Genomic DNA, 19,488 nt, shown 5'->3' on the forward strand with positions numbered 1-19,488 from the left:
CAAGCAAAATGACTCTTTTACCTTGTTACCTTCACAGGAAGATGGCGTTATGAAGATCCGTACCTCTTTGATTGCGTTGGGCATTGCCACCCTGGCAACCGGCTGTCAAAACCTGAATACCGAAACCTTGATGCAGTCCGGCGCGCAGGCATTCCAGGCGGCGACCCTGAGCAACAACGACGTTAAGGCCCTGAGTGATAAATCCTGCGCCGAGATGGACAGCAAGGCACAAATCGCGCCGGCCGACAGCACCTACGCCAAGCGTCTCAACAAAATCGCCGCGGCGCTGGGCGACAACATCAACGGCACCCCGGCCAACTACAAGGTCTACGTGACCAAAGACGTCAACGCCTGGGCGATGGCCAACGGCTGCATCCGCGTCTACAGCGGCCTGATGGACATGATGAACGACAACGAAGTCGAAGGCGTGCTGGGCCATGAAATGGGCCACGTGGCGCTGGGCCACACCCGCAAGGCGATGCAGGTGGCTTACGGCACCGTGGCGCTGCGCACCGCGGCGTCCTCCGCCGGGGGCGTCATCGGCTCGCTGTCGCAGTCGCAGCTGGCGGACATCGGCGAGAAGCTGGTCAGCGCCCAGTTCTCGCAGAAGCAGGAAAGCGAAGCGGATGATTACTCGTTCGATCTGCTGAAAAAGCGCGGCATCGATCCGAATGGCCTGGCCACCAGCTTCGAAAAACTGGCCCAGATGGAAGCCGGCCGTCAGAGCAGCATGTTCGACGATCACCCGTCTTCCCAAGCGCGCGCTCAGCACATTCGCGATCGCATCGCGGCAGAGAAATAACCACGAGAACGCCCGGCAATCGCCGGGCGTTTTTTATCGTCTCAATACAGCGTCTTCTGCGGCGGCCCGGCGAAGGTCAGCGGCCCGACCTGCTTCATGTCCACCTCGACCACCGACGGCCCCGGGTAGTTGATCGCCTCGGCCAGCACGCCGTTGAACTGCGACGCCGCGTCCACCTTCCAGGCTTTCAACCCCATCGCTTCGGCGATCTGGGTAAAGGCCGGCGTATGCAGCTCGTTGTAATACTGACGCCCGGCGAAGTACTTGTCCTGAATACCGCGCATCACGCCATAACCGCCGTCGTTCATGATAATCAGGGTGATGTTCACCTGTTCCTGCGCCATGGTCGCCAGCTCGCCCAGGCCCAGCGCCAGACCACCGTCGCCCACCAGCCCCACCACCTTGCGCTGCGGGTTGGCGATCGCGGTGCCGATAGCCATCGGCAGCCCCATACCGATGGCGCCCGCCAGCGAGTGAATGTTGCACAGCGGCGAGATCGCCCGGAACAGCCGGCTGCCCCAGACGCTGCCGGAAACGGTGATATCGCGTACCAGCAACCCGTCCTGCGGCAGCGCGGCGTCGATGGCGTCGTTGAGTTTGGCGTATTCGCCGGACTGCTGGCGCAGCGCGCGCTCCGCCTGCTGCACCGCCCCCGCGATCTCGGCATCCCACTCGGCGTTGACCTTCTCGCCGGGGCTCAGCCGCGCCGCCAGCGCCGCGAGCAGCGCCGCACAGTCGCCGTTGATCTGCTCATCAGCCAGATAGTTGCGGTTGGCCGCCGCCGGATCGATGTCAATCTGCACCAGCGGGCGCGGCAGCGGCAGCGTCCAGGTGCGGGTTTCATTACTGCGCAGGCGCGAACCGGCCACCAGCGTCAGATCGCACTGCGTCAGGATCGCTTCGATGCTCGGTGAGTTATGGAACGCCCGCAGGCTGCGCGGATGGCTGTCCGGCAGAATGCCGCGCCCGTGGGTGCTGGAGATCACCGCTACGCCGGCGTCCGCCAGCTTGCGCACCGCGTCGCCGCAGGCCAAGGCGCCGCCCCCCAACCACAGCAGCGGGCGCTTGGCCTGTTTCAGCCGCTGATGCAGCCGTTCCACCGCCGCATCGTCCGCCTGCGGCAGCGGCGCCGGCGCCAACGGTTCGGTCAGCACCGAACGGGAAACCAGGCTGCTTTGAATATCGATCGGGATCTCGACCGCCACCGGGCCACAGGGCACGGTTTGCGCATCCAGGATCGCCCGCTGGATCACCGCCACCGCCTGCTCCGGCGAATTGACCCGATAAGCGCGCTTGGAGCAGGCGCGCAGGAAGCCGAGCTGATCGCGGGTTTCATGAATAAAACCGGCGTCGGCGTCCAGATAGGCTTTTTCCACCTGGCCGGTGATATGCAGCAGCGGCGTGTTGGCGTTGAGCGCCTCAATCATCGCCCCCACCGCGTTGCCGGCGCCGGCGCCGGTGCTGGTCAACGCCACGCCCAGGCCGGAGAAGCGCCCGTGCGCGTCGGCCATGGTGACCGCCCCCGCTTCGCCGCGCGCCGGCACGAAGCGAATTTTATCGCGCTGCCCCACCGCATCGGCGATCGGCAGATTATGAATCGAAATGATGCCGTACATCGCCGACACCGCGTACTGTTCCAGAGTCCGGGCTATCGCCTCGCCAACCGTGATTTTATCGCTCATCATCTGCCTTCTTAGGGTAGTCGTTATTAGGGTTATGCGTAGAGGTGTCGGCCTAGTCGCTCCAGCGGTTCACCTGATGGCTCAGCGCCAGATACACGCTTTTCTGCTGCATGTAGGCCTTGATGCCGTTCAGGCCTTTTTCGCGGCCCAGCCCGCTTTCCTTGAAACCGCCGAACGGCGTGGAAATCGAGAACGTTTTGTAGGTATTGACCCAGACGGTGCCGGTTTCCAGCCGCTCCGCCAGCGCCATCGCGCGAGGGAAGTCGCGGCTCCAGATGCCGGCCGCCAGGCCGTACACCGAGTCATTTGCCTGTTCGATCAGCTGTTGCTCATCGTCAAACGGCAGCGCCACCAGCACCGGGCCGAAGATCTCTTCCTGGCAAACGCGGGCGTCGTTGTTCAAGCCTTCAATAATGGTCGGCAGGTAATAGCTACCGCTCGCCAGCTGCGGATCGGCCGGCGCTTCACCGCCGATGATCACCCGACCGCCCTCCTGCCGCGCCAGCGCCACGTAGTCCGCCACGCTTTGCCGATGTTTGGCGCTGATCAGCGGGCCGAGGTGCACGCCCGGCACCAGCGGGTTGCCGATGCGCAGCCCCGCCGTCAGTTCGGTCAAGCGCGCCAGCAGCGGCTGATACAGCGAACGATGCACGAACAGCCGCGAACCGGCGATGCACGCCTGGCCGGCGGAGCTGAAGATGCCGTAGCAGATGCCGCGCGCCGCCTGTTCCAGATCGGCGTCCTCCAGCACGATGGTCGGCGATTTGCCCCCCAGCTCCAGCGAGGTGGGGATCAGCTTGTCGGCGGCGATGTGCGCCAAATGGCGCCCGGTACTGGTCCCGCCGGTAAAGGCGATCTTTTTCACCAGCGGATGGCGCGCCAACGCCTCGCCGATCACCGAACCTTTGCCCGGCAACACGCTGAGCAGCCCGGCCGGCAGGCCCGCCTGTTCGAACAGCTCGGCCAGCTTCAGCGCCATCAGCGGCGTGGCTTCGGCCGGTTTGAGCACCACCGCGTTGCCCGCCGCCAGCGCCGGCGCCACCTTCTGCATTTCGCTGGCGATCGGCGAGTTCCACGGCGTAATGGCGGCGATCACCCCCATCGGTTGGTACTGGCTGAGCGTCATCACCTCAGCGCTGCGCGGGGTCGGCAGCTCGCCTTCCAACACCTCGCAGGCGGCGGCAAAGTAGCGCGCGGTCGCCGCCGCGCTGGCCACCAGCCCACGGGTCTCGGCCAGCGGCTTGCCGTTGTCGCGGGTTTGCAGCTCGGCCAACTGCTCCTGCTGCGCCAGGATCAGGTTGCTGACGCGGTAGAGGATCGAGGCGCGTTGATGCGGCACCAGCCCGCGCCATTCCGGCGCGCGCCAGGCGCGCTCTGCCGCTTCCACCGCCTCGTTCACGTCCTCGACGTTGGCGGCGCGCAGCCGCGCGTTGACGCTGCCGTCGGCCGGGAATACCGAAGCCATCTCTTCGCCACGCCCTTCACGCCAGCGCCCGGCGACAAAAATATTCAATCGTTCCATGCTCCGCTCCTGCCGTTCAGGCAATAAAACCGCCGTCCACCAGACGGCGGCAGGCTTGTACCGCGCTCAGCGCCGCCAGGGTTGATGTTTTGGGATTGCTTGCCAGCGGGGTGCCGCTCAGCTCGATGTGAAATTCGCCAAAGTCGCCGCATACCTGCAGACGATGGGTATTGCGCCGGGTGGCGGGATCGACCTGCAGGCGCACCCGGGTGGCGTCCATCCCCAGACCGTTGAGCGCAATGGTGGCCGCCACGTTGGCATTGGCCGGGAACAAACGCGCCGCTTCGCGCGCCGAGCCTTCAAAAAATACCTGCGCTTCGCTCACCGCATCGAGGTCGATCAGCTGCTCCGCCGGGCTGCCTCGCCAGCTGGCCGGGCTTTTGCTGGCCTGATAAGTCACGCTCTCCAGCCCGCCTTCGCGCGCCGACGCCAGCCCATCCATCCCCGCCACCGCACCGGACAGCACGATTAGCTGCCCGTGATGGCGGCGGCAAACCTGCTGCAGCCGCTGTTGCAATGCGGCGTCCGCCAGCGCGCCGGTCGAGATCAGCGCCAGCGGCCAACCGCGCTGCAGCACCGCTTCGCCGAACTCCGCCACCGCCTGCTGGCTGGCGCACTCCAGTACCAGATCCGGCCGCTGCAAACACTGCTCGGGATGGGTCAGCGCCTGCACCCGCCCGCCAAAGGCCGCGGCGATCGCCGCATGATGAGCCGCGCGCGCCAGGATCCAACCGACCTCCACGCCTTCCGGCAAACGGGCGATCACTTCCTTCGCCATCGCGCCGTAGCCAATCATCATGATCTTCTTCATCTTTATCGGCCCCTGCTACACATGGCGGTTAAAGCCGCCGGATACGTCCAGCGCCGCGCCGGTGGTAAAGGAAGCCAGCGGCGAAGCGAGGAACAGCAGCGCCTGCGCCGGCTCCTGCGGCTTGCCCAGGCGCTTCATCGGGATGCCGCGCCGTTCGGCGATCGCCGCCGTCCACTGTTCCCAGCTTTGATCTTTATCGCTGCGCTCGTCGAAACGGCGGCGCCACTGGCCTGACTCCACCATCCCCAGCAAGATCGAGTTAACGCGAATGCCCTTGCCCACCAGCTCTTTCGACAGCGTCAGCGTCATGTTGAGCAGCGCGGCGCGCGCCGCCGAGGTGGCGATCATGTGTTCTTCCGGCTGCAGCGCCAGCAGCGAGTTCACGCAGGTGATAGACGCGATCGCCGACCGTTCCAGCGCCGGTAAGAACGCCTGCACCGGGTTGATCACGCCGAACAGCTTCAGCTCGGCCTCATGCAGCCAGGCTTCGCGCGGCGTCTGGTCAAAATGGGCGACGAAGCCCTGACCGGCATTGTTGATCAGCAGATCCACGCCGCCGAAATGCGCCGTCACCTGAGCGGCGAACTGCGCCACCTGCTGCGCGTCCAGCACGTCGCAGCGCAGCGCCAGGATCTCCGCCTGCGGAAACTCCGCACGCAGGCTGGCCTCCGCGCCGGCCAGTTTGTCCGGATCGCGGCCGCAGAACGCCACCTTAGCCCCTTCGGCCAGCAGCAGCTTCAGGGTTTCGAAACCGATGCCCGACGAGCCGCCGGTCACCACCGCCACCCGATTCTCAAGCTGAAAATTCATCGTTGGATTGCTCCCGTAAAGTCCCGCAGATAGCGGTTGAAACACGCCGGCGCGTCGAGGTAGCTGGCATGGCCGGCGGCGGCGATCAAACGCAGCGTCGCGTCCTGCTCACGCGCCAGCTCGGCCGCCTTCTCCGGCGGCGTAATGCGATCCTGCTCACCGCACCAGACTTCCAGCGGGCCGCGATAGCGCGCCAGATAGCGGTCGATATCGTCGTTGGCCAGCATCCAGGCGGCTCTCAGAAAGCCGTCGGGATCGAGCTGCTGCATGCCGTTGCGCACCCAGGCGATGTCCTGCGGATCCGCCCCTTCACGCAGCAAGGCCGCCGCCCGCTGCTCGCCGTAGCCCACCGGCCCCAGCGTCTCTATCATCTGTTGGCGCTGGCCGTACACCTGCCGGCGTTTTTCCTCCGGCGCCGTGGCATAGCCCTGCGCCGGATCCGCCAACGCCAATCCGCATAACCCGTCCGGATAGCCGGCGGCATAGGCGCTGCCGATCAGCGCCCCCAGCGAATGGCCGACGATCAGCGGCTGCGCCAGTTGCAGCTCATCTATCAGCGCCGCCAACGCCGCCGCATAACCGGCGGCATCGGCCTGCGGATCCGCCAACGGCAGGCTGCCGCCGTAGCCCGGCGCGTCCCACGCCAACAGACGGTGGCCATCCGTCAGGCCGCTATCGTTGAGCTGCTTGATCCACGAGGCCGATCCGGAGCTGATGCCGTGCAGCAACACCACCGGCCGCCCCTGCCCGGCCTCGCGCCAGCTCAGGGTATACGCCCCGCAGCGCGCCCGTTGGCGTTGCGCCAGGCCGTTCATCAGTTGCGCTTCACTTTGGATAGCGGATGATCCGCCGGATAGGTCGGGATCTCCGGCTTGGCGGTGCCGAGCATCACGCACATCAGCGCCTCTTCCTCACCGTGGTTGAACAGGCCGCGATACACCCCCGCCGGCACCGAGATCAGATCGCGCTCTTTCAGCCTGGTCTCGTAATACTCTTCGCCGTCCTGAATCATCAGCGTGATGCTGCCCTTCAGCATGAAGAACACTTCCTCCACGTCGTCGTGCAGGTGCAGCGGGCCCTCGCACTTCGACGGCAGCACCATGGTGGAGAAGGTGAAATTGCCCGCCGGAATGGTGTTGGCGTCGCTGGCCACGCCGGTGGCGCCGGTGCCGATGTAGCGCATCTGCGCGCGGCGGTATTTCGGGTCAAAGTCGGCCTGGAATTTCAGCGCGTTCCAGTCGTATTTACGGCCTTCGAAACGGGCGATGCGCGACTCCACCCAATTTTCCATCGACAGATCCTGCGGCTTGACGCCGGCTTTGTTCTCAACCTGAGACATGTTGTCACTCCTCTGTTGAATCGATTGATTAATCAGTACTTTCTCAGTAACGGCAGCAGAATGAGGCAGCCGACGAAAGCCATCACCACCAGGAACAGCAGGCCGTTATCCATATTGCCGGTGGCGGCGATCAACGCCCCCATCAGCACCGGTGCCAGCGCGCCGGCAAAATTGCCCAACCCGTTGAAGATGCCGCCGGCGGTGGCGCTGACCTTGCTGCTGGTCGCCTTCGCCAACAGCGCGAAAATATTCGGCGCGCCGGCGCCCCACATAAAGGTGCTGAAGGCCATGGCGGCGATTACGCTGTAGGTGCCCTGCAGGTGCAGCACCACCGCCAGACCGAGGCCGGCGCCGCACAGCGACAGGAAACAGGCCAGCGCGCGCCGATCCAGCTTGTCCGACAGCCAGGCGCCCAGCACTTCGCCAAGCAGCATGGCGATGAACGGCAGCGAAGAGAGGTAACCGGCATGCTCCAGATGAATGCCTTTCCCCTTGATCAGGTAGCTCGGCAACCAGCCGTTCATGCCCCACAGGTAGGTCAGGAAGGCGATGTTGAACAGGCAGATCATCCAAAAGTGCGGGCTGCGCAGCAGCTCGCGGCGATGCTGTTTACGTTCGGACACCGCCGGCTTGGTCGCCGCCGCCGGGCGCGCGACGTTCAGGTGGCGCATGCCGAACAGCACCAGCAACATCACCGGCAGCGTCAGAAACGCCATAAAGAAGAAGGTGGCCTGCCAGTCGAAGGTATTGAGGATGTACAGGGTGACCGGGAAGCCAAGCGCGGCGCCCAGCGGCGTGCCGAGCAGCCACAGCATGGTGGCGCGCGCCTGCAGCTGCGGCGGGAAGGCCTGACGAATAATGGCGTAGGCCATCGGCAGCAGCGGCCCTTCGGCGATGCCGAGCAGAATGCGCAGCGTCATCATGGCGTGATAGGAACGCGTCATCCCCATCAACACCATCAGCACGCCCCACACCACCATCATGCCAATCAATACCTTGACCGGATTAAGCCGATCGCCGATGCCGCTGAGCAGCATCGAGGAAATGCCGTAGGAGAACAGAAACGCGCTCATCAGCAAACCCAGCCGCGCCGGGTCAAACCCGATCCCTAACGCCTGCTGGAACTCGCTATCGGAAAACAGCGCCGCGATGCTGATCTTGTCGAAAAACGCCAGCAGCACGCAGGCGAACAGCGCGATCGGCACCGACCAGCGCACCCGCTGCTGCGGATTTTCGGCAACGGCTTCCCCCGCCCGTCCAGCGCGGGCGTCAATGTCTTGCGTAGTCATAAAACGCTCCCGAGGTTCGGGCGTTATTTCAACGCCATCAAAGAAAACTCCGCATCCGCCAGCTGCTGCGGATCCAGCACCCGGCCGCTCGCCAGCCAACGCTTGCCGAGCTTGATGGTGCGCGCATCGTTGAACGCCACCATCTGCACCAGCTGCCGATCGGCGTTCAGCGTGAAGAACACCTGCGACTGCGGCGTGCGGCGCACCACATGGTGCACGCCGCCGCTCGGCACGCCGAGGATCTGGATATTGGCGTCGTATTGATCCGACCAAAGCCAGGCCACGTCGTCATACGGTGCGGCGAAGGCGTCGAGCATCGCGCAGGCGGTGCTGATGGCCTGATTTTGCGCGTAGGCCCAGGACTGCAGGCACAGGCCGAGCGTCGGGTGGCGCGCCACGTCGCCGGCGGCGAAGATCGCCGGATGGCTGGTGCGCCCCTGGCCGTCGACCACGATGCCGGACTCGATCGCCAGCCCGGCGCTGCGCGCCAGTTCGAGATTCAGCTCGACGCCGATCCCCACCACCACCAGATCGAAGGCCTGCGGATCGCTGACTTCGCTGCCGATCCAGGCGGCGCCGTCGCGATCTTCCAACGAGATCTCGCCGCAGCCACACAGCACCGTGACGCCCTGCTGACGATGCAGTTCGAGCAACGCCTGTGAAACGTCGGCGCCGACGCTGCGCATGCACAGCGCGGGCTGGCGTTCAAACACCGTCACCTCGGCGCCGAGACGGCGCGCGGAAGCGGCGATCTCCAGCCCGATCCAACCGCCGCCGACGATCGCCAGGCGGCGGCAACCCTGCAGGCCCTGCCGCAACCGAGCCGCATCGTCCCAGGAACGCAGCGTCATCACGCACGGGTGCTGCGCCCAGGCGGCGCCCGGCAAACGCGGCCGACCGCCGGTGGCGATCAGCAACTGCTCGAACTGCAGCCGTTGCCCGTCGCTGAGCGTGACGATTTGCTGTTCTGCATCGATGGACTCGGCGCGCAGCGGGCGACGCCAGTCGATATTCAGCTCCGCCACTGTCTGTTCGCTGAACAGCCGGCTGAGGGGAGCCGCGGCATCCAGCAGCGCCGCTTTCGACAGCGGCGGCCGCTCGTAAAAATCGTAGGGTTCGTCGCTGACAACCGTCAGCCGGCCGCTGTAACCGCGATCGCGCAGCGTCTTGGCCGCCCAGCCCCCAGCCTGGCCGCCGCCGACGATGACGATGCCCGCGTGTTCCGGCCGGTTCATAACGCCGCCGCCTTTTTATGCTGACGGCGCGTGTCGTGATCGATGCCGCCCTCTACCGCCCATTCGGTGAAGGAGACCAACGAATGCTCCAGCTCGCGCGGCTGCCAGTTTTCCGTCAGATAATCGTCGTTGGTGTAGTACTCGAACGCGCCGCCGGTCGGGCTGTTGACGTACCAGAAATAGGCCGAGGAGATCGGGTGGCGGCCGGGGCCGATAAAGGTGCTCCACTTCTCCTTGTTCATGGCGATGCCGCCGCCGATCACTTCGTGGATATCGCGCACGGTGAACGCCACGTGGTTCAGGCCCCGTGGGCGGTTCGGCAGCTTCAGCAGGAACAGGTTATGGTGGCCGCCGCGCGCCTGGGTACGCAGGAAGACGGCGCGATCGATATAGCGATCGGAAACCTGGAAATCCAACAGCTCGCGATAGAAGCGCTCGGTCGCCGCCAGATCCTCAACGAAGAACACCACGTGGCCGATGTTGATCGGCTGTGCCTGCGAATAGACCGGGCTGGGTTGATCGATGCGGCGCACGTCGCCCCATTGGTTGATTGGCGTGACCGGCACCTCGACCGCCTGCTGGCGGCTGACGACGAAGCGCAGCGTCATGCCGTTGGGATCGAGGCATTCCAGCTCTTCTCCCACCTGCCGGAAGCCGGGCATCAGCGCCAAACGCGGCTGCAGATGCGCCAGATCGGCAGGCGAGGCCACGCCCCAGGTCATGCGGCGCAGGGTAGAACCGCCTTCAAACGCCGCAGGCAGCGCCGCGCTTTGCAACGGATGCAGGACAACCCGCGCCCCGCTCAGGGTGGTGAATTCGCGCTGCGGTTCGCCCCAATGTTGCGTGGCGGGCTGCAGGCCGAAGTCTTGCATGAATTTTTCGCAGGTTGGCAGATCTTCGACGCCAAATTCCAGTTTTTCGATTCCGATTACGCTCATTGTTCAGCCTCACGTTCTCGCTGCATACGGTTTTCAGGCATGAGTCAACCCCGCCCCCTGTTTGCTACGGGCCTTATCCCTGCCTGAGTAAAAGAGTCGGTCCTGTCAGTTAGCCGACGTTGGCCTGCGGCGGCGCGCCGAGGAAGCCGGAAATTTTCTCCGCCGCGTCGCGTACTTCCATGCGCAGCCGCTCGCGATCCGCTTTCGGGATCTCATCGGACGGCACCATGATGCTGACCACCGCCTCGACCCGCTGCTCGCGGTTGAAGATCGGGTAGACGATCGAGGAGATGCCGTGGCGGAAGAACGATTCGCCGATCACATAGCCGCGCGCTTTGTCTTGCTGCACCATCTGCCACAGCGTTTCGCGATCCGCCGGGGTGCCCGGCGCATTGCCCGGCAGCTGCGCGTCCGGATAAAGTTGTTCGAACTCGCTGCGGGTGGCGCTGGTCAACAGCATGCGGCCGAGCGAGGTTTGGTGCACCGGCAAGCGGGTGCCGACGCTGACCTGATTGATCTGCGAACCGGCGGCGCTGACGCGGGCGATGTAGATCACGTCGCGCCCGTCGCGGATCGCCAGATGGCTGCTGCACTGGCTGCGATCGCGCAGCTGCTCAATCACCGGCTGGCCGGCCTGCGCCACGTCCAGCGACGCGATGTATTCAAAGCCGAGGCGCAGCACCTTGATGCCGAGCGCAAAGGTGTTGGTGCGCGGATTGCGCTCCAGAAAGCCCAGGTGCTCGAGCGTCTGCACCACGCGGTAAGCGGTGGCCTTCGGCATATCGACCAGGCGATGCAACTCGGCGAAAGTCATTTCCTTATGCTGCTCGCCAAACGCCAGCAGCAGCTGCAACCCGCGATCCAGCCCCGGGATCAGATACTTACATGCTTGCTCGTCCGCCATCTCTCGCTCCTGCGCTGTGCGCCGGCCCTGCGGGCCGTCAGTTGAATACAAAGCCGCCGTTGACCGGCAGCAGTTGGCCGGTGACGAAATCCGCCAGCGGCGACAGCAGATAAAGCACCGTACCGTTCACATCGTCCGGGTGCTGCGCCCCGGCCAGCGCGCGCCCCTGCTCGTACAGCTGATGACGCTCGGCGGGCACATACTCGGTGGCTTCCACCCGCGTCAGGCCCGGCGCGATGGCGTTGACGCAGATCCCCTGCGGGCCCAGCTCGCGTGCCATCGATCGGGTCATCGCGATCAGCGCGCCTTTGCTGGCGACATAGGCCATCAGGCGCGGCGCGCCCCACAGCGCAGTGTCCGACGCCACGTTGACGATCTTGGCGTGCGGGCTGCGCGCCAGCAGCGGCACCGCCGCCTGGCTCACCAGCCAGGTGCCGCGCACGTTGACCTGCATCACCCGATCCCACAGATCGATATCGTATTCCATCATGGTTTTGCCGCCGACGCCGGTCGCCAGCGCCGCGTTGTTCACCAGGCCGTCGATTCCGCCGCCTGCGGCGATCTTCTCGAACGCCGAACGGATCGAATCCGGTGACGCCAGATCGATGGTCTGCGTTTCCACCTGAGCGCCCTGCTCACGCAGCGCGGCGCCGCTCGCCGCCAGCTCATCCGCCAGAATGTCGCACATCACCACCTGCGCGCCGGCGGCGGCGATGGCGGCAGCGAAGCTGTAACCCAGGCCGCGCGCCGCCCCGGTGACCACGATGCGTTTGCCGTTCAACAGGCCGTTCACTGCGCCGCCTCCCGCTCGCGCAGCGTCGCCAGCTGTTTCTGGGCCTCTTTTTGCATCAGGCGGCGCAGGCGCGAAAGGCCGACGTCGTGCTGGTACAGGTATTCGCGGCCGCGGGCGTTAGGCGCCATATTTTCAAGCACGATGCGATCCTGCTCGAGCACATCCCAATGCAACGATTCCAGGCGGTTGCGGTACATGAAGCGCCACATGTCGCGCTGCCAGTCTTTGACCTTACGGATGCGCCAGAAGAACACCCGGCAGTGATCCTTGTCTTCCGGCACCACCATGCCGATGATCCAGAAGTGACCGCCCGGCCCGAAGCGCTTTTTGTACGGGATCGACAGGCGCATCCAATACGCGCCGCTGTTGCCGAACTCCACCCAGTCGAAGTTGACGCCAATCTGGCCGTTTTTCTTGAAGATAAACCCGCTGTCGGTCGGCTCCAGCCCCATATCCGCCTTGCGGTCCCCTTCCGCCATCGAGTGCGAGGAGGAGTGCAGGTAGGTGCCGTGCATCGGATCCATCACGTTTTCCAGGGCGTATTGGTAGTTGCAGTTCCAGCTGGCGGTGCACAGGAAATTGCTGTACGACGCTTCGTCCGCCAGCTCTTGCGGGAAAGTCAGCTCCGCCGGCGCTTCATCCGCCGTCACGCCGAAATAAAGGAACACCGCGCCGTAGGCTTCTTTGGCCGGGTAAGACCGCAGGCATTTTTGCCCCACCAGCGGGCAACGATCCACCGCCGGCACGTCTTTCACCGTGCCGTCGCCGCCGACCTCCACCCCGTGATACCAGCAGGCGATGCGATCGCCGAGGTTCCATCCCATGGAAAGCCGCGCGCCGCGGTGCGGGCAGCGGTCTTCCAGCGCGTGGATCTGGCCTTCACCGTCGCGCCATACCACGATTTGCTGCTCCAGACGGGTGATGCCGACCGGATTGTTGCCCACTTCCCAGCTGGCCAGCACCGGATACCACATGCCGCGCAGCCCCTGGTCAAGATAGTCCTGCAAGCTCTGTTCGGAGGATGTTGTATTTGCTGTCATTGTCTTCTCCCGGATGTGGCTCAGAAACCGTTAACGTGAAGGAATTCGCGGAACGTCGCCTCATTCCACGGTTGGCCGCTGCGATCGAACAGGCGGCGCTGATTCAACGCGCTGACGATCTGCTCCAGCTCATCCGCGCCCTGATCGAAGATCGTTTCCAGCGCCGCCACCAGGGCGGTTTCGAAACCGTCCGGCACCCGGGCGCGGTTTTGCCAGATGACATTGCGGAACTGGCCCGGCTGATGGATTTGACCGTTGCCGCCTTCGCGGGCCGGCGTCACCTGTTGGGTGTCCGGCAGCCAGGGATTGAAATCGGTGATGTGCTGCATGATTACTCCTCCGCGATAAAGGTGATCTGGATTTGGTTGTCGACCACCCGGGTGGGATAGGTTTGCAGATCGCGGCCGCCCGGCTCGCGCAGGCACTGGCCGGTGCGCACGTCAAACAGCGCTTCGTGCAGCGGGCACTCAACCTTACCGTCGTCTACAAACCCCTGGCTGAGCAAGGCATAGGCATGCGGGCAGACGTCTTCCAGCGCGTAGTAGTTACCGTCGAGCAGGTATACCCCGATCTCTTTTCCTTCCACGTTGCCGGAAAAAGGAAAATCTTCTTTCACCTGAGACACTTCGCACACATTCTTCCAGCTCATTGCTTTTATCCTCTATCTGATTGTTTCATATATGAAACTCAGTTTCTTATTTAATACATTCACTATAAGTGTGGCGAAACTTTCGTCAAGCGAGCGGAACGGCAAATGTTAATGAAAGGTTGTTTAAAAATGACAAATGCGGGAAGGATCACGAAATAATGCACCGATATGAAAAACCTATGTCAGTTGTGCGCTCCCCTGCTAATTTATGGCAAAAAACGCGTTGATTCCGGCGACGCATTGCGCGTAAAAGTGTTTTCTCTCTGTCTTTCACACCCTATTTGATAACAATAATTTTACATCAATCAGCCTCATCCTCCCGCGTTTGCGCTAACTGGCATCCTCGGGTGAGTTTGCTGCTGCCTGAATTCGTCAACCGCTCGCACTGAGGAACGCGCCGTGCAACAACGTCAACGCTGGTTTGGAGTGATCGCCCTGCTGTTTCTGATCGTTATCGCCTATGCGGATCGGGTCAATATCGCCGTGATGTTGGTCAATCCCGACTTCCTGCAACACTTCCAACTCGGCGGCGACCGCGCTCACCAGGGCACGCTGATGACGGTGTTTTTGCTCGGCTACGGGCTGTCCGCCATGTTGCTGACGCCGTTTCTGGAAACGCTGATGGGCTACCGCCGCGCGCTGACGCTGAGCGTGGTGCTGTGGGCGCTGCTCACCGCCGCCTCGCCGCTGGCGGGATCGCTGATGCTGCTGTGCGTGGTGCGCGCGCTGCTTGGCGTCAGCGAAGGGCCGCTGTTCTCGCTGAAGACCATGTACATCGGCGAGCATTTCGCCGCCGACGAGCGCGGCAAGCCCAACGCGGTCAGCGCATTGGGCGTTTCATTGGGGCTGGTGCTCGGCTTTCCGCTGGTGAGTTTTCTGATGGCGCACTTCGGTTGGGCGATGTCGTTTCACCTGCTGGCGCTGCTCAACCTGCTGCTGGGGCTGGCGCTGGTGCGGCTGTTCGTTCACCCGCTCCCCTTATCCTCATCTTCACGCCCAGCCGATCCGCAACCGGTGCTGAACCGCGTCTGGCGCACCTTTGCACTGGCCTGGCGCACGCCGATGCTCGGCTGGATCCTGCTGATCGAGATCGCCACGCTCAGCTACCTGTGGGGCTCCAGCGCCTGGCTGCCGGCGTATCTGACCGATGAAAAGGGGTTTTCCATCAAGCAGATGGGCTGGATGGCCGCGCTGCCTTTCATCGTCAGCATCGCCTCCAAATACCTCGGTGGCGTGTTGCTCGATCGTATCCGCCCTTATCAGGCGCCGCTGATCTTCGTCTGCGGCGGCGCAGCGACCGCGCTGTGCATTTATGGCGTGATGCACAGCCATCAGCTTGGCTGGATCGCCTTCTTCCTGCTGGCGGCCAACGCCTGTTGGGGGGCGCAGGGCGCGGCGATACCCACGCTGCTGCAACATTATGCGCGGCCGGAGGCGGTCGGCAGCGCCTATGGGCTGATCAACGGCATCGGCAATCTGTTCTCGGCGTTTGTGCCGATGGCGATGGGCATGGTGATGACCAGCCAGGGCAAGGTGTCTTCAGGCTTTGCGGTGCTGATCGCCTCGCAGCTGCTGACGCTGCTGGCGGGCGGCGCGCTGTTTGGCCGCATGTTGCTGGCACAGCAGATGAAGCGGGCATAAACCCGTTTCTCTGCCCTGTGCGGCGGAAAACCGAAAGCGTTGAGAGGGTGCTCGTAGATCTGGACGCCAACAGCCAGCAGACGGGGAACATCCCCCGCCGCCGGGTTGCCTTACCGTTCGGATTCGTAAGCCAAAATGGCCGCAACCTCCGTATTGCCCGATCGGATCCGCAGCTCACACAGCGTGCTGCGAGTTATCCATGCCAGTGATATTACCGTGGCACAAATAACCACCAATTTTAACAGGCTCCGTTTGTTCGGCATCATGCCTTCTTCTCCTTGCCTCGCGGCGGGTAAGAGGCTAACTTAACGTTGTCTGGCGTTAGAGTTGGCCTCGGGTTGATGGATATCGACTCGGGGCTTTTCTCTTTGTACCTTTCACGCAGGCTCCAGATACAAAGATCCAGAGCACCCGCGCGCAGTATATTCATCCTCTCCACTCTCCCGATTCCTTTTTACTGACTCAGTTTCATTTCTGCGCAGGATTGCGCAAAGGCGTTGCAACGGACTGAGAAGGCAGCGCGGATGGCGACAAATGCAATAAAAAAGCGGCCCCCATACAATGGAGGCCGCTTTTTCAGCGAGGAGTGGCCTGGCGTCAGGCGTGTTTCTTGGCCGCCTGCAGGTACAGCATCTCCAGGCCCAGGGTCGCCGCGGCCAGCGCGGTGATCTCGGACTGGTCATAAGCCGGCGCCACTTCCACCACGTCCATGCCGACGATGTTCAGCGACTGCATGCCGCGCACCAGCTTCAGCGCGCGATCGGAGGTCAGGCCGCCGATCACCGGCGTGCCGGTGCCCGGTGCGAACGCAGGATCCAGGCAGTCGATGTCGAAGGTCAGATACACCGGCATATCGCCGACGATGCCCTTGATCTGGGTCAGCAGGTCGTCCACGCTGCGATCGTTCACCTGCGCGGCGTCCAGCACGGTAAAACCGTTGTCATGATCGAACTCGGTACGAATGCCGATCTGCACCGAGTGGTGCGGATCGATCAAGCCTTCGTTCGGGGCATGGTAGAACATGGTGCCGTGGTCGAACTTGCTGCCGTTGGCGTAGGTATCGGTGTGGGCGTCGAAGTGCACCAGCGCCAGCTTGCCGAAATGCTTGGCGTGCGCGCGCAGCAGCGGCAGGGTCACGAAGTGGTCGCCGCCGAACGAGAGCATGCGCTTACCGGCCTTCAGCAGTTTCTCCGCGTGCGCCTGCAGCTTGTCGCTCATGTCTTGCGCGTCGCCGAAGTTGAACACGATATCGCCGCAGTCAACTACGTTCAGCCGATCGCGCAGATCGAAGCTCCACGGCCAGCGGTTGCCTTCCCAGGCCAGGTTGGTGGACACCTGACGGATGGCCGCCGGGCCGTGACGGCCGCCGGCGCGACCGGAGGTCGCCATGTCAAACGGAATGCCGGTGATGACCCACTCTGCATCGCTGTCGTAAGGCATGAAGTTCAGCGGAAAGCGCAGGAAACCAAAGGCGTTGGACACTAATGAATTATCGGACTGATGGCCTAAGGTGCTCATAGTAAACCCTCGTAGTTCAACAAGTTGCCGGGCGCAGAGGCCGGGCCGTTACAAAAAAAAATCCCTCCCGCGTCGTTAGCCCGACGAGAAAGGGATTTGTTCGATGTTTGTTTCGGTGCTACCGATACGGCTGATTATGGCCGCATTTTATCCATGCTTCAAGGGGGCCGATATCGCCCCCCTGAAGAGGGCAGTTACTCGTCTTCCAGATACGTGTAGCCGTACAGGCCGGCTTCAAACTCTTCCAGGAATTGCGCCTGCAGCTCGCTGTCCAGATCGGTTTCTTTGACCTGATCGCGGAACTTGGCCAGCAGCGCACCCGGATCGAGCTGCACGTACTCCAGCATGTCCGCCACGGTGTCGCCCTCGTCGGACAACTCGGTCTCGACGCTGCCGTCCGGGAACACGTACACGTCAACCGAGGCGGTGTCGCCGAACAGGTTGTGCATGTTGCCGAGGATCTCCTGGTACGCGCCGACCATGAAGAAGCCCAGCGCCGGCGGGTTCTCCGGATCGTACGGCGGCATCGGCATGGTGGTCGCCACGCCGTCGCCGTCGACGTAATGGTCGATAGTGCCGTCGGAATCGCAGGTGATGTCGAGCAGCACCGCACGGCCTTCCGGCGGCTTATCCAGCCCTTCCAGCGGCAGCACCGGGAACAGCTGATCGATACCCCAGGCATCCGGCATCGACTGGAACAGCGAGAAATTGACGTAGAACTTGTCCGCCATGCGCTCTTGCAGCTCGTCGATGATTGGACGGTGCGCGCGATTGCTCGGATCGAGCTGCTGCTGGATCTTGTTGCAGATGTTCAGATACAGCTGCTCGGCCCAGGCGCGCTTGGTCAGATCCAGCATGCCGTGCGCGTATTGGGTATGCACGTCGTGCAGATCCATCTGGCTGTCGTGCAGCCATTCGCGCAGCGAGCGGCGGTTCTCCGGCTCGTTCATTTCCAGCCAGGTTTCCCACATGCTTTCCAGCGCGCGCGGCGCGTCGGCTTCCGGCGGCAACGGTTCGCTGAATTCGTTGCGCTCGACGCCGATCACGTTGGAAACCAGCACCGTATGGTGCGCGGTCACGGCGCGGCCGGACTCGGTGATCACCGTCGGGTGCGGCAGGCCGTGTTCGTTACAGGCATCGCCGATACCCCAAATCACGTTGTTGGCGTATTCGTTCAGGCCGTAGTTCACCGAGCAGTCGGACTGCGAGCGGGTGCCTTCGTAGTCGACGCCCAAGCCGCCGCCCACGTCGAAGCACTGAATGTTGACGCCCAGCTTGTGCAGTTCAACGTAAAAGCGCGCCGATTCGCGCACGCCGGTGGCGATATCGCGAATGTTGGCCAGCTGCGAGCCCAAGTGGAAATGCAGCAGTTGCAGGCTGTCGAGACGGCCCGCTTCGCGCAGGGTCTCCACCAGCTTCAGCACCTGCACCGCCGCCAGACCGAACTTGGATTTTTCGCCGCCGCTCGACTGCCATTTGCCGGAGCCCTGCGACGCCAGGCGCGCACGCACGCCCAGGCGCGGCACCACGTTCAGCCGCTCAGCCTCTTCCAGCACCAGGTTGATCTCGGACATCTTCTCGATCACCAGGTACACCTTGTGCCCCAGTTTTTCGCCGATCAGCGCCAGGCGAATATATTCACGATCTTTATAACCGTTACAGACGATCACCGAGCGGGTCATGCCGGCATGCGCCAGCACCGCCATCAGCTCGGCCTTGGAGCCGGCTTCCAGCCCCAGCGGTTCGCCGGAGTTCACCAGCGACTCAATCACGCGGCGATGTTGGTTCACCTTGATCGGATACACCAGGAAATAGCCGCCCTGGTAACCGAAAGACTCACGCGCGCGTTTGAACGCGGCGTTGATCGAACGCAGGCGATGCTGAAGGATCTGCGGGAAGCAGAACAGCGCAGGCAAACGTTGGCCGTCTTGCTGGCGCGTTTTCACCAGTTCTGCCAGATCGACGCGCGCCTGCGGGACATCCGGGTCCGGGCACACGCTGATATGGCCCAGCTCGTTGACGTCATAGTAATTGTTGCCCCAGTAGGCGACGTTATAAGTACGCAGCATCTTGCTGGCATTACGATCATTCATGGCAACCTCCTGCATGGAGCGCAAAGATAAAGACTCGCCCGCAACCGGCGGGCGGTGAATCAACAGATCATCAGACATGGTTCGCCTCACATTCCGCACTGACGAAACCGTCAGCCACTATCGCAGCTACCACCCGCGAGAACAACCCAACAAGCCGCGCTGGCGGCAGCGAAGAGAACCGCCGTTCGCGGTCAGCGATCGGTTTATCACTCATATAATTGTAAGACACCCTGTTCAAACCTCGTGAATCGGGCCAAGAAACATCCCACAGGAAGGCTGCAGGCTACCCTTGTTCAGTTCTTCAGACGACCGTTAGCCGGCCCGAGAATCCTGAGTAGCGGCCAAGTGTTTATCGCACCTGGTAAGTGACAAAGAGACAAGACGGGAAATAGCAGAAGAATGTGCGCCAGAACGGCACTGCT

Annotated in this window: 19 protein-coding genes; 2 read left to right on the plus strand and 17 right to left on the minus strand. The window is 63.1% G+C overall.

Annotation, left to right across the window (positions count from 1 at the left end):
• The first annotated feature begins 49 nt into the window (after nucleotides 1-49).
• Complete coding sequence (loiP, locus tag SSARUM_RS19775; RefSeq protein WP_033654702.1) at nucleotides 50-802, plus strand: metalloprotease LoiP; 753 nt, start codon at nucleotides 50-52, stop codon at nucleotides 800-802.
• A gap of 41 nt (nucleotides 803-843) precedes the next feature.
• Here the strand turns inward: loiP and SSARUM_RS19780 are convergent, their stop codons facing one another.
• The 14 genes from SSARUM_RS19780 to SSARUM_RS19845 form a co-directional block, all read right to left on the minus strand.
• Complete coding sequence (locus SSARUM_RS19780; RefSeq protein ID WP_033649627.1) at nucleotides 844-2,484, minus strand: thiamine pyrophosphate-binding protein; 1,641 nt, start codon at nucleotides 2,482-2,484, stop codon at nucleotides 844-846.
• Between the two features lie 52 nt (nucleotides 2,485-2,536).
• Entirely contained in the window at nucleotides 2,537-4,006 is a 1,470-nt protein-coding gene (locus SSARUM_RS19785; RefSeq protein ID WP_033649626.1) for an aldehyde dehydrogenase, read from the minus strand.
• 16 nt (nucleotides 4,007-4,022) lie between these two features.
• A complete protein-coding gene (locus SSARUM_RS19790; RefSeq protein ID WP_033635893.1) occupies nucleotides 4,023-4,817 on the minus strand; it encodes an aspartate dehydrogenase in 795 nt (264 codons plus the stop codon).
• 15 nt (nucleotides 4,818-4,832) lie between these two features.
• Nucleotides 4,833-5,627, minus strand: coding sequence for an SDR family oxidoreductase (locus SSARUM_RS19795; RefSeq protein WP_041036613.1), 795 nt, complete (start codon nucleotides 5,625-5,627; stop codon nucleotides 4,833-4,835).
• Nucleotides 5,624-6,442 carry an alpha/beta fold hydrolase gene (locus SSARUM_RS19800; RefSeq protein ID WP_043147999.1) on the minus strand — a complete coding sequence of 273 codons (819 nt, stop codon included), beginning with the start codon at nucleotides 6,440-6,442 and terminating at the stop codon, nucleotides 5,624-5,626. Before SSARUM_RS19800 ends, SSARUM_RS19795 begins: the two co-directional genes overlap by 4 nt.
• Entirely contained in the window at nucleotides 6,442-6,966 is a 525-nt protein-coding gene (locus SSARUM_RS19805) for a cupin domain-containing protein (protein WP_004937634.1), read from the minus strand. The genes SSARUM_RS19800 and SSARUM_RS19805 overlap by 1 nt, the downstream gene beginning before the upstream one ends.
• A gap of 32 nt (nucleotides 6,967-6,998) precedes the next feature.
• The gene (locus tag SSARUM_RS19810; protein ID WP_033635897.1) at nucleotides 6,999-8,255 is read right to left on the minus strand and encodes an MFS transporter; all 1,257 of its coding nucleotides are present in this window, start codon (nucleotides 8,253-8,255) and stop codon (nucleotides 6,999-7,001) included.
• A gap of 23 nt (nucleotides 8,256-8,278) precedes the next feature.
• Nucleotides 8,279-9,490, minus strand: coding sequence for an NAD(P)/FAD-dependent oxidoreductase (locus SSARUM_RS19815; RefSeq protein WP_033649622.1), 1,212 nt, complete (start codon nucleotides 9,488-9,490; stop codon nucleotides 8,279-8,281).
• Nucleotides 9,487-10,428 (minus strand): VOC family protein, encoded by a 942-nt coding sequence (locus tag SSARUM_RS19820; protein WP_033649621.1) that lies wholly within the window; start codon nucleotides 10,426-10,428, stop codon nucleotides 9,487-9,489. The genes SSARUM_RS19815 and SSARUM_RS19820 overlap by 4 nt, the downstream gene beginning before the upstream one ends.
• A 109-nt stretch (nucleotides 10,429-10,537) precedes the next feature.
• The gene (locus SSARUM_RS19825; RefSeq protein WP_004937625.1) at nucleotides 10,538-11,332 is read right to left on the minus strand and encodes an IclR family transcriptional regulator; all 795 of its coding nucleotides are present in this window, start codon (nucleotides 11,330-11,332) and stop codon (nucleotides 10,538-10,540) included.
• A gap of 37 nt (nucleotides 11,333-11,369) precedes the next feature.
• Entirely contained in the window at nucleotides 11,370-12,125 is a 756-nt protein-coding gene (locus SSARUM_RS19830; protein ID WP_033635901.1) for an SDR family oxidoreductase, read from the minus strand.
• On the minus strand, nucleotides 12,122-13,165 hold the full coding sequence (locus SSARUM_RS19835) for an aromatic ring-hydroxylating oxygenase subunit alpha (protein ID WP_033649620.1): 1,044 nt from the start codon (nucleotides 13,163-13,165) through the stop codon (nucleotides 12,122-12,124). Before SSARUM_RS19835 ends, SSARUM_RS19830 begins: the two co-directional genes overlap by 4 nt.
• 20 nt (nucleotides 13,166-13,185) lie before the next feature.
• Nucleotides 13,186-13,494, minus strand: coding sequence for a recombinase-like helix-turn-helix domain-containing protein (locus SSARUM_RS19840; protein ID WP_033649619.1), 309 nt, complete (start codon nucleotides 13,492-13,494; stop codon nucleotides 13,186-13,188).
• Between the two features lie 2 nt (nucleotides 13,495-13,496).
• Nucleotides 13,497-13,814 carry a non-heme iron oxygenase ferredoxin subunit gene (locus SSARUM_RS19845; protein ID WP_033632120.1) on the minus strand — a complete coding sequence of 106 codons (318 nt, stop codon included), beginning with the start codon at nucleotides 13,812-13,814 and terminating at the stop codon, nucleotides 13,497-13,499.
• A 399-nt stretch (nucleotides 13,815-14,213) separates the two neighbouring features.
• Between SSARUM_RS19845 and SSARUM_RS19850 the strand changes: the two genes are divergently transcribed.
• Nucleotides 14,214-15,455, plus strand: coding sequence for an MFS transporter (locus SSARUM_RS19850; RefSeq protein ID WP_033649618.1), 1,242 nt, complete (start codon nucleotides 14,214-14,216; stop codon nucleotides 15,453-15,455).
• A 110-nt stretch (nucleotides 15,456-15,565) separates the two neighbouring features.
• On the opposite strand, the gene SSARUM_RS19855 is transcribed toward SSARUM_RS19850, so the two are convergent.
• From SSARUM_RS19855 to speA, 3 genes are all read right to left on the minus strand, one after another.
• The gene (locus SSARUM_RS19855) at nucleotides 15,566-15,718 is read right to left on the minus strand and encodes a Hok/Gef family protein (protein WP_033638576.1); all 153 of its coding nucleotides are present in this window, start codon (nucleotides 15,716-15,718) and stop codon (nucleotides 15,566-15,568) included.
• A 334-nt stretch (nucleotides 15,719-16,052) separates the two neighbouring features.
• Entirely contained in the window at nucleotides 16,053-16,973 is a 921-nt protein-coding gene (speB, locus tag SSARUM_RS19860) for an agmatinase (RefSeq protein ID WP_004937606.1), read from the minus strand.
• A 194-nt stretch (nucleotides 16,974-17,167) separates the two neighbouring features.
• Nucleotides 17,168-19,144 (minus strand): biosynthetic arginine decarboxylase, encoded by a 1,977-nt coding sequence (speA, locus tag SSARUM_RS19865; RefSeq protein ID WP_033649617.1) that lies wholly within the window; start codon nucleotides 19,142-19,144, stop codon nucleotides 17,168-17,170.
• Nucleotides 19,145-19,488 lie beyond the last annotated feature (344 nt).

It is taken from the genome of Serratia sarumanii, assembly GCF_029962605.1.
Classification (GTDB): Bacteria; Pseudomonadota; Gammaproteobacteria; order Enterobacterales; family Enterobacteriaceae; genus Serratia; species Serratia sarumanii.

Coding starts and splice junctions, on each gene's coding strand:
- loiP (WP_033654702.1), top strand. CDS start 50: ATGAAGATCCGTACCTCTTTGATTGCGTTGGGCATTGCCACCCTGGCA.
- SSARUM_RS19780 (WP_033649627.1), bottom strand. CDS start 2,484: ATGAGCGATAAAATCACGGTTGGCGAGGCGATAGCCCGGACTCTGGAA.
- SSARUM_RS19785 (WP_033649626.1), bottom strand. CDS start 4,006: ATGGAACGATTGAATATTTTTGTCGCCGGGCGCTGGCGTGAAGGGCGT.
- SSARUM_RS19790 (WP_033635893.1), bottom strand. CDS start 4,817: ATGAAGAAGATCATGATGATTGGCTACGGCGCGATGGCGAAGGAAGTG.
- SSARUM_RS19795 (WP_041036613.1), bottom strand. CDS start 5,627: ATGAATTTTCAGCTTGAGAATCGGGTGGCGGTGGTGACCGGCGGCTCG.
- SSARUM_RS19800 (WP_043147999.1), bottom strand. CDS start 6,442: ATGAACGGCCTGGCGCAACGCCAACGGGCGCGCTGCGGGGCGTATACC.
- SSARUM_RS19805 (WP_004937634.1), bottom strand. CDS start 6,966: ATGTCTCAGGTTGAGAACAAAGCCGGCGTCAAGCCGCAGGATCTGTCG.
- SSARUM_RS19810 (WP_033635897.1), bottom strand. CDS start 8,255: ATGACTACGCAAGACATTGACGCCCGCGCTGGACGGGCGGGGGAAGCC.
- SSARUM_RS19815 (WP_033649622.1), bottom strand. CDS start 9,490: ATGAACCGGCCGGAACACGCGGGCATCGTCATCGTCGGCGGCGGCCAG.
- SSARUM_RS19820 (WP_033649621.1), bottom strand. CDS start 10,428: ATGAGCGTAATCGGAATCGAAAAACTGGAATTTGGCGTCGAAGATCTG.
- SSARUM_RS19825 (WP_004937625.1), bottom strand. CDS start 11,332: ATGGCGGACGAGCAAGCATGTAAGTATCTGATCCCGGGGCTGGATCGC.
- SSARUM_RS19835 (WP_033649620.1), bottom strand. CDS start 13,165: ATGACAGCAAATACAACATCCTCCGAACAGAGCTTGCAGGACTATCTT.
- SSARUM_RS19840 (WP_033649619.1), bottom strand. CDS start 13,494: ATGCAGCACATCACCGATTTCAATCCCTGGCTGCCGGACACCCAACAG.
- SSARUM_RS19845 (WP_033632120.1), bottom strand. CDS start 13,814: ATGAGCTGGAAGAATGTGTGCGAAGTGTCTCAGGTGAAAGAAGATTTT.
- SSARUM_RS19855 (WP_033638576.1), bottom strand. CDS start 15,718: ATGCCGAACAAACGGAGCCTGTTAAAATTGGTGGTTATTTGTGCCACG.
- speB (WP_004937606.1), bottom strand. CDS start 16,973: ATGAGCACCTTAGGCCATCAGTCCGATAATTCATTAGTGTCCAACGCC.
- speA (WP_033649617.1), bottom strand. CDS start 19,144: ATGTCTGATGATCTGTTGATTCACCGCCCGCCGGTTGCGGGCGAGTCT.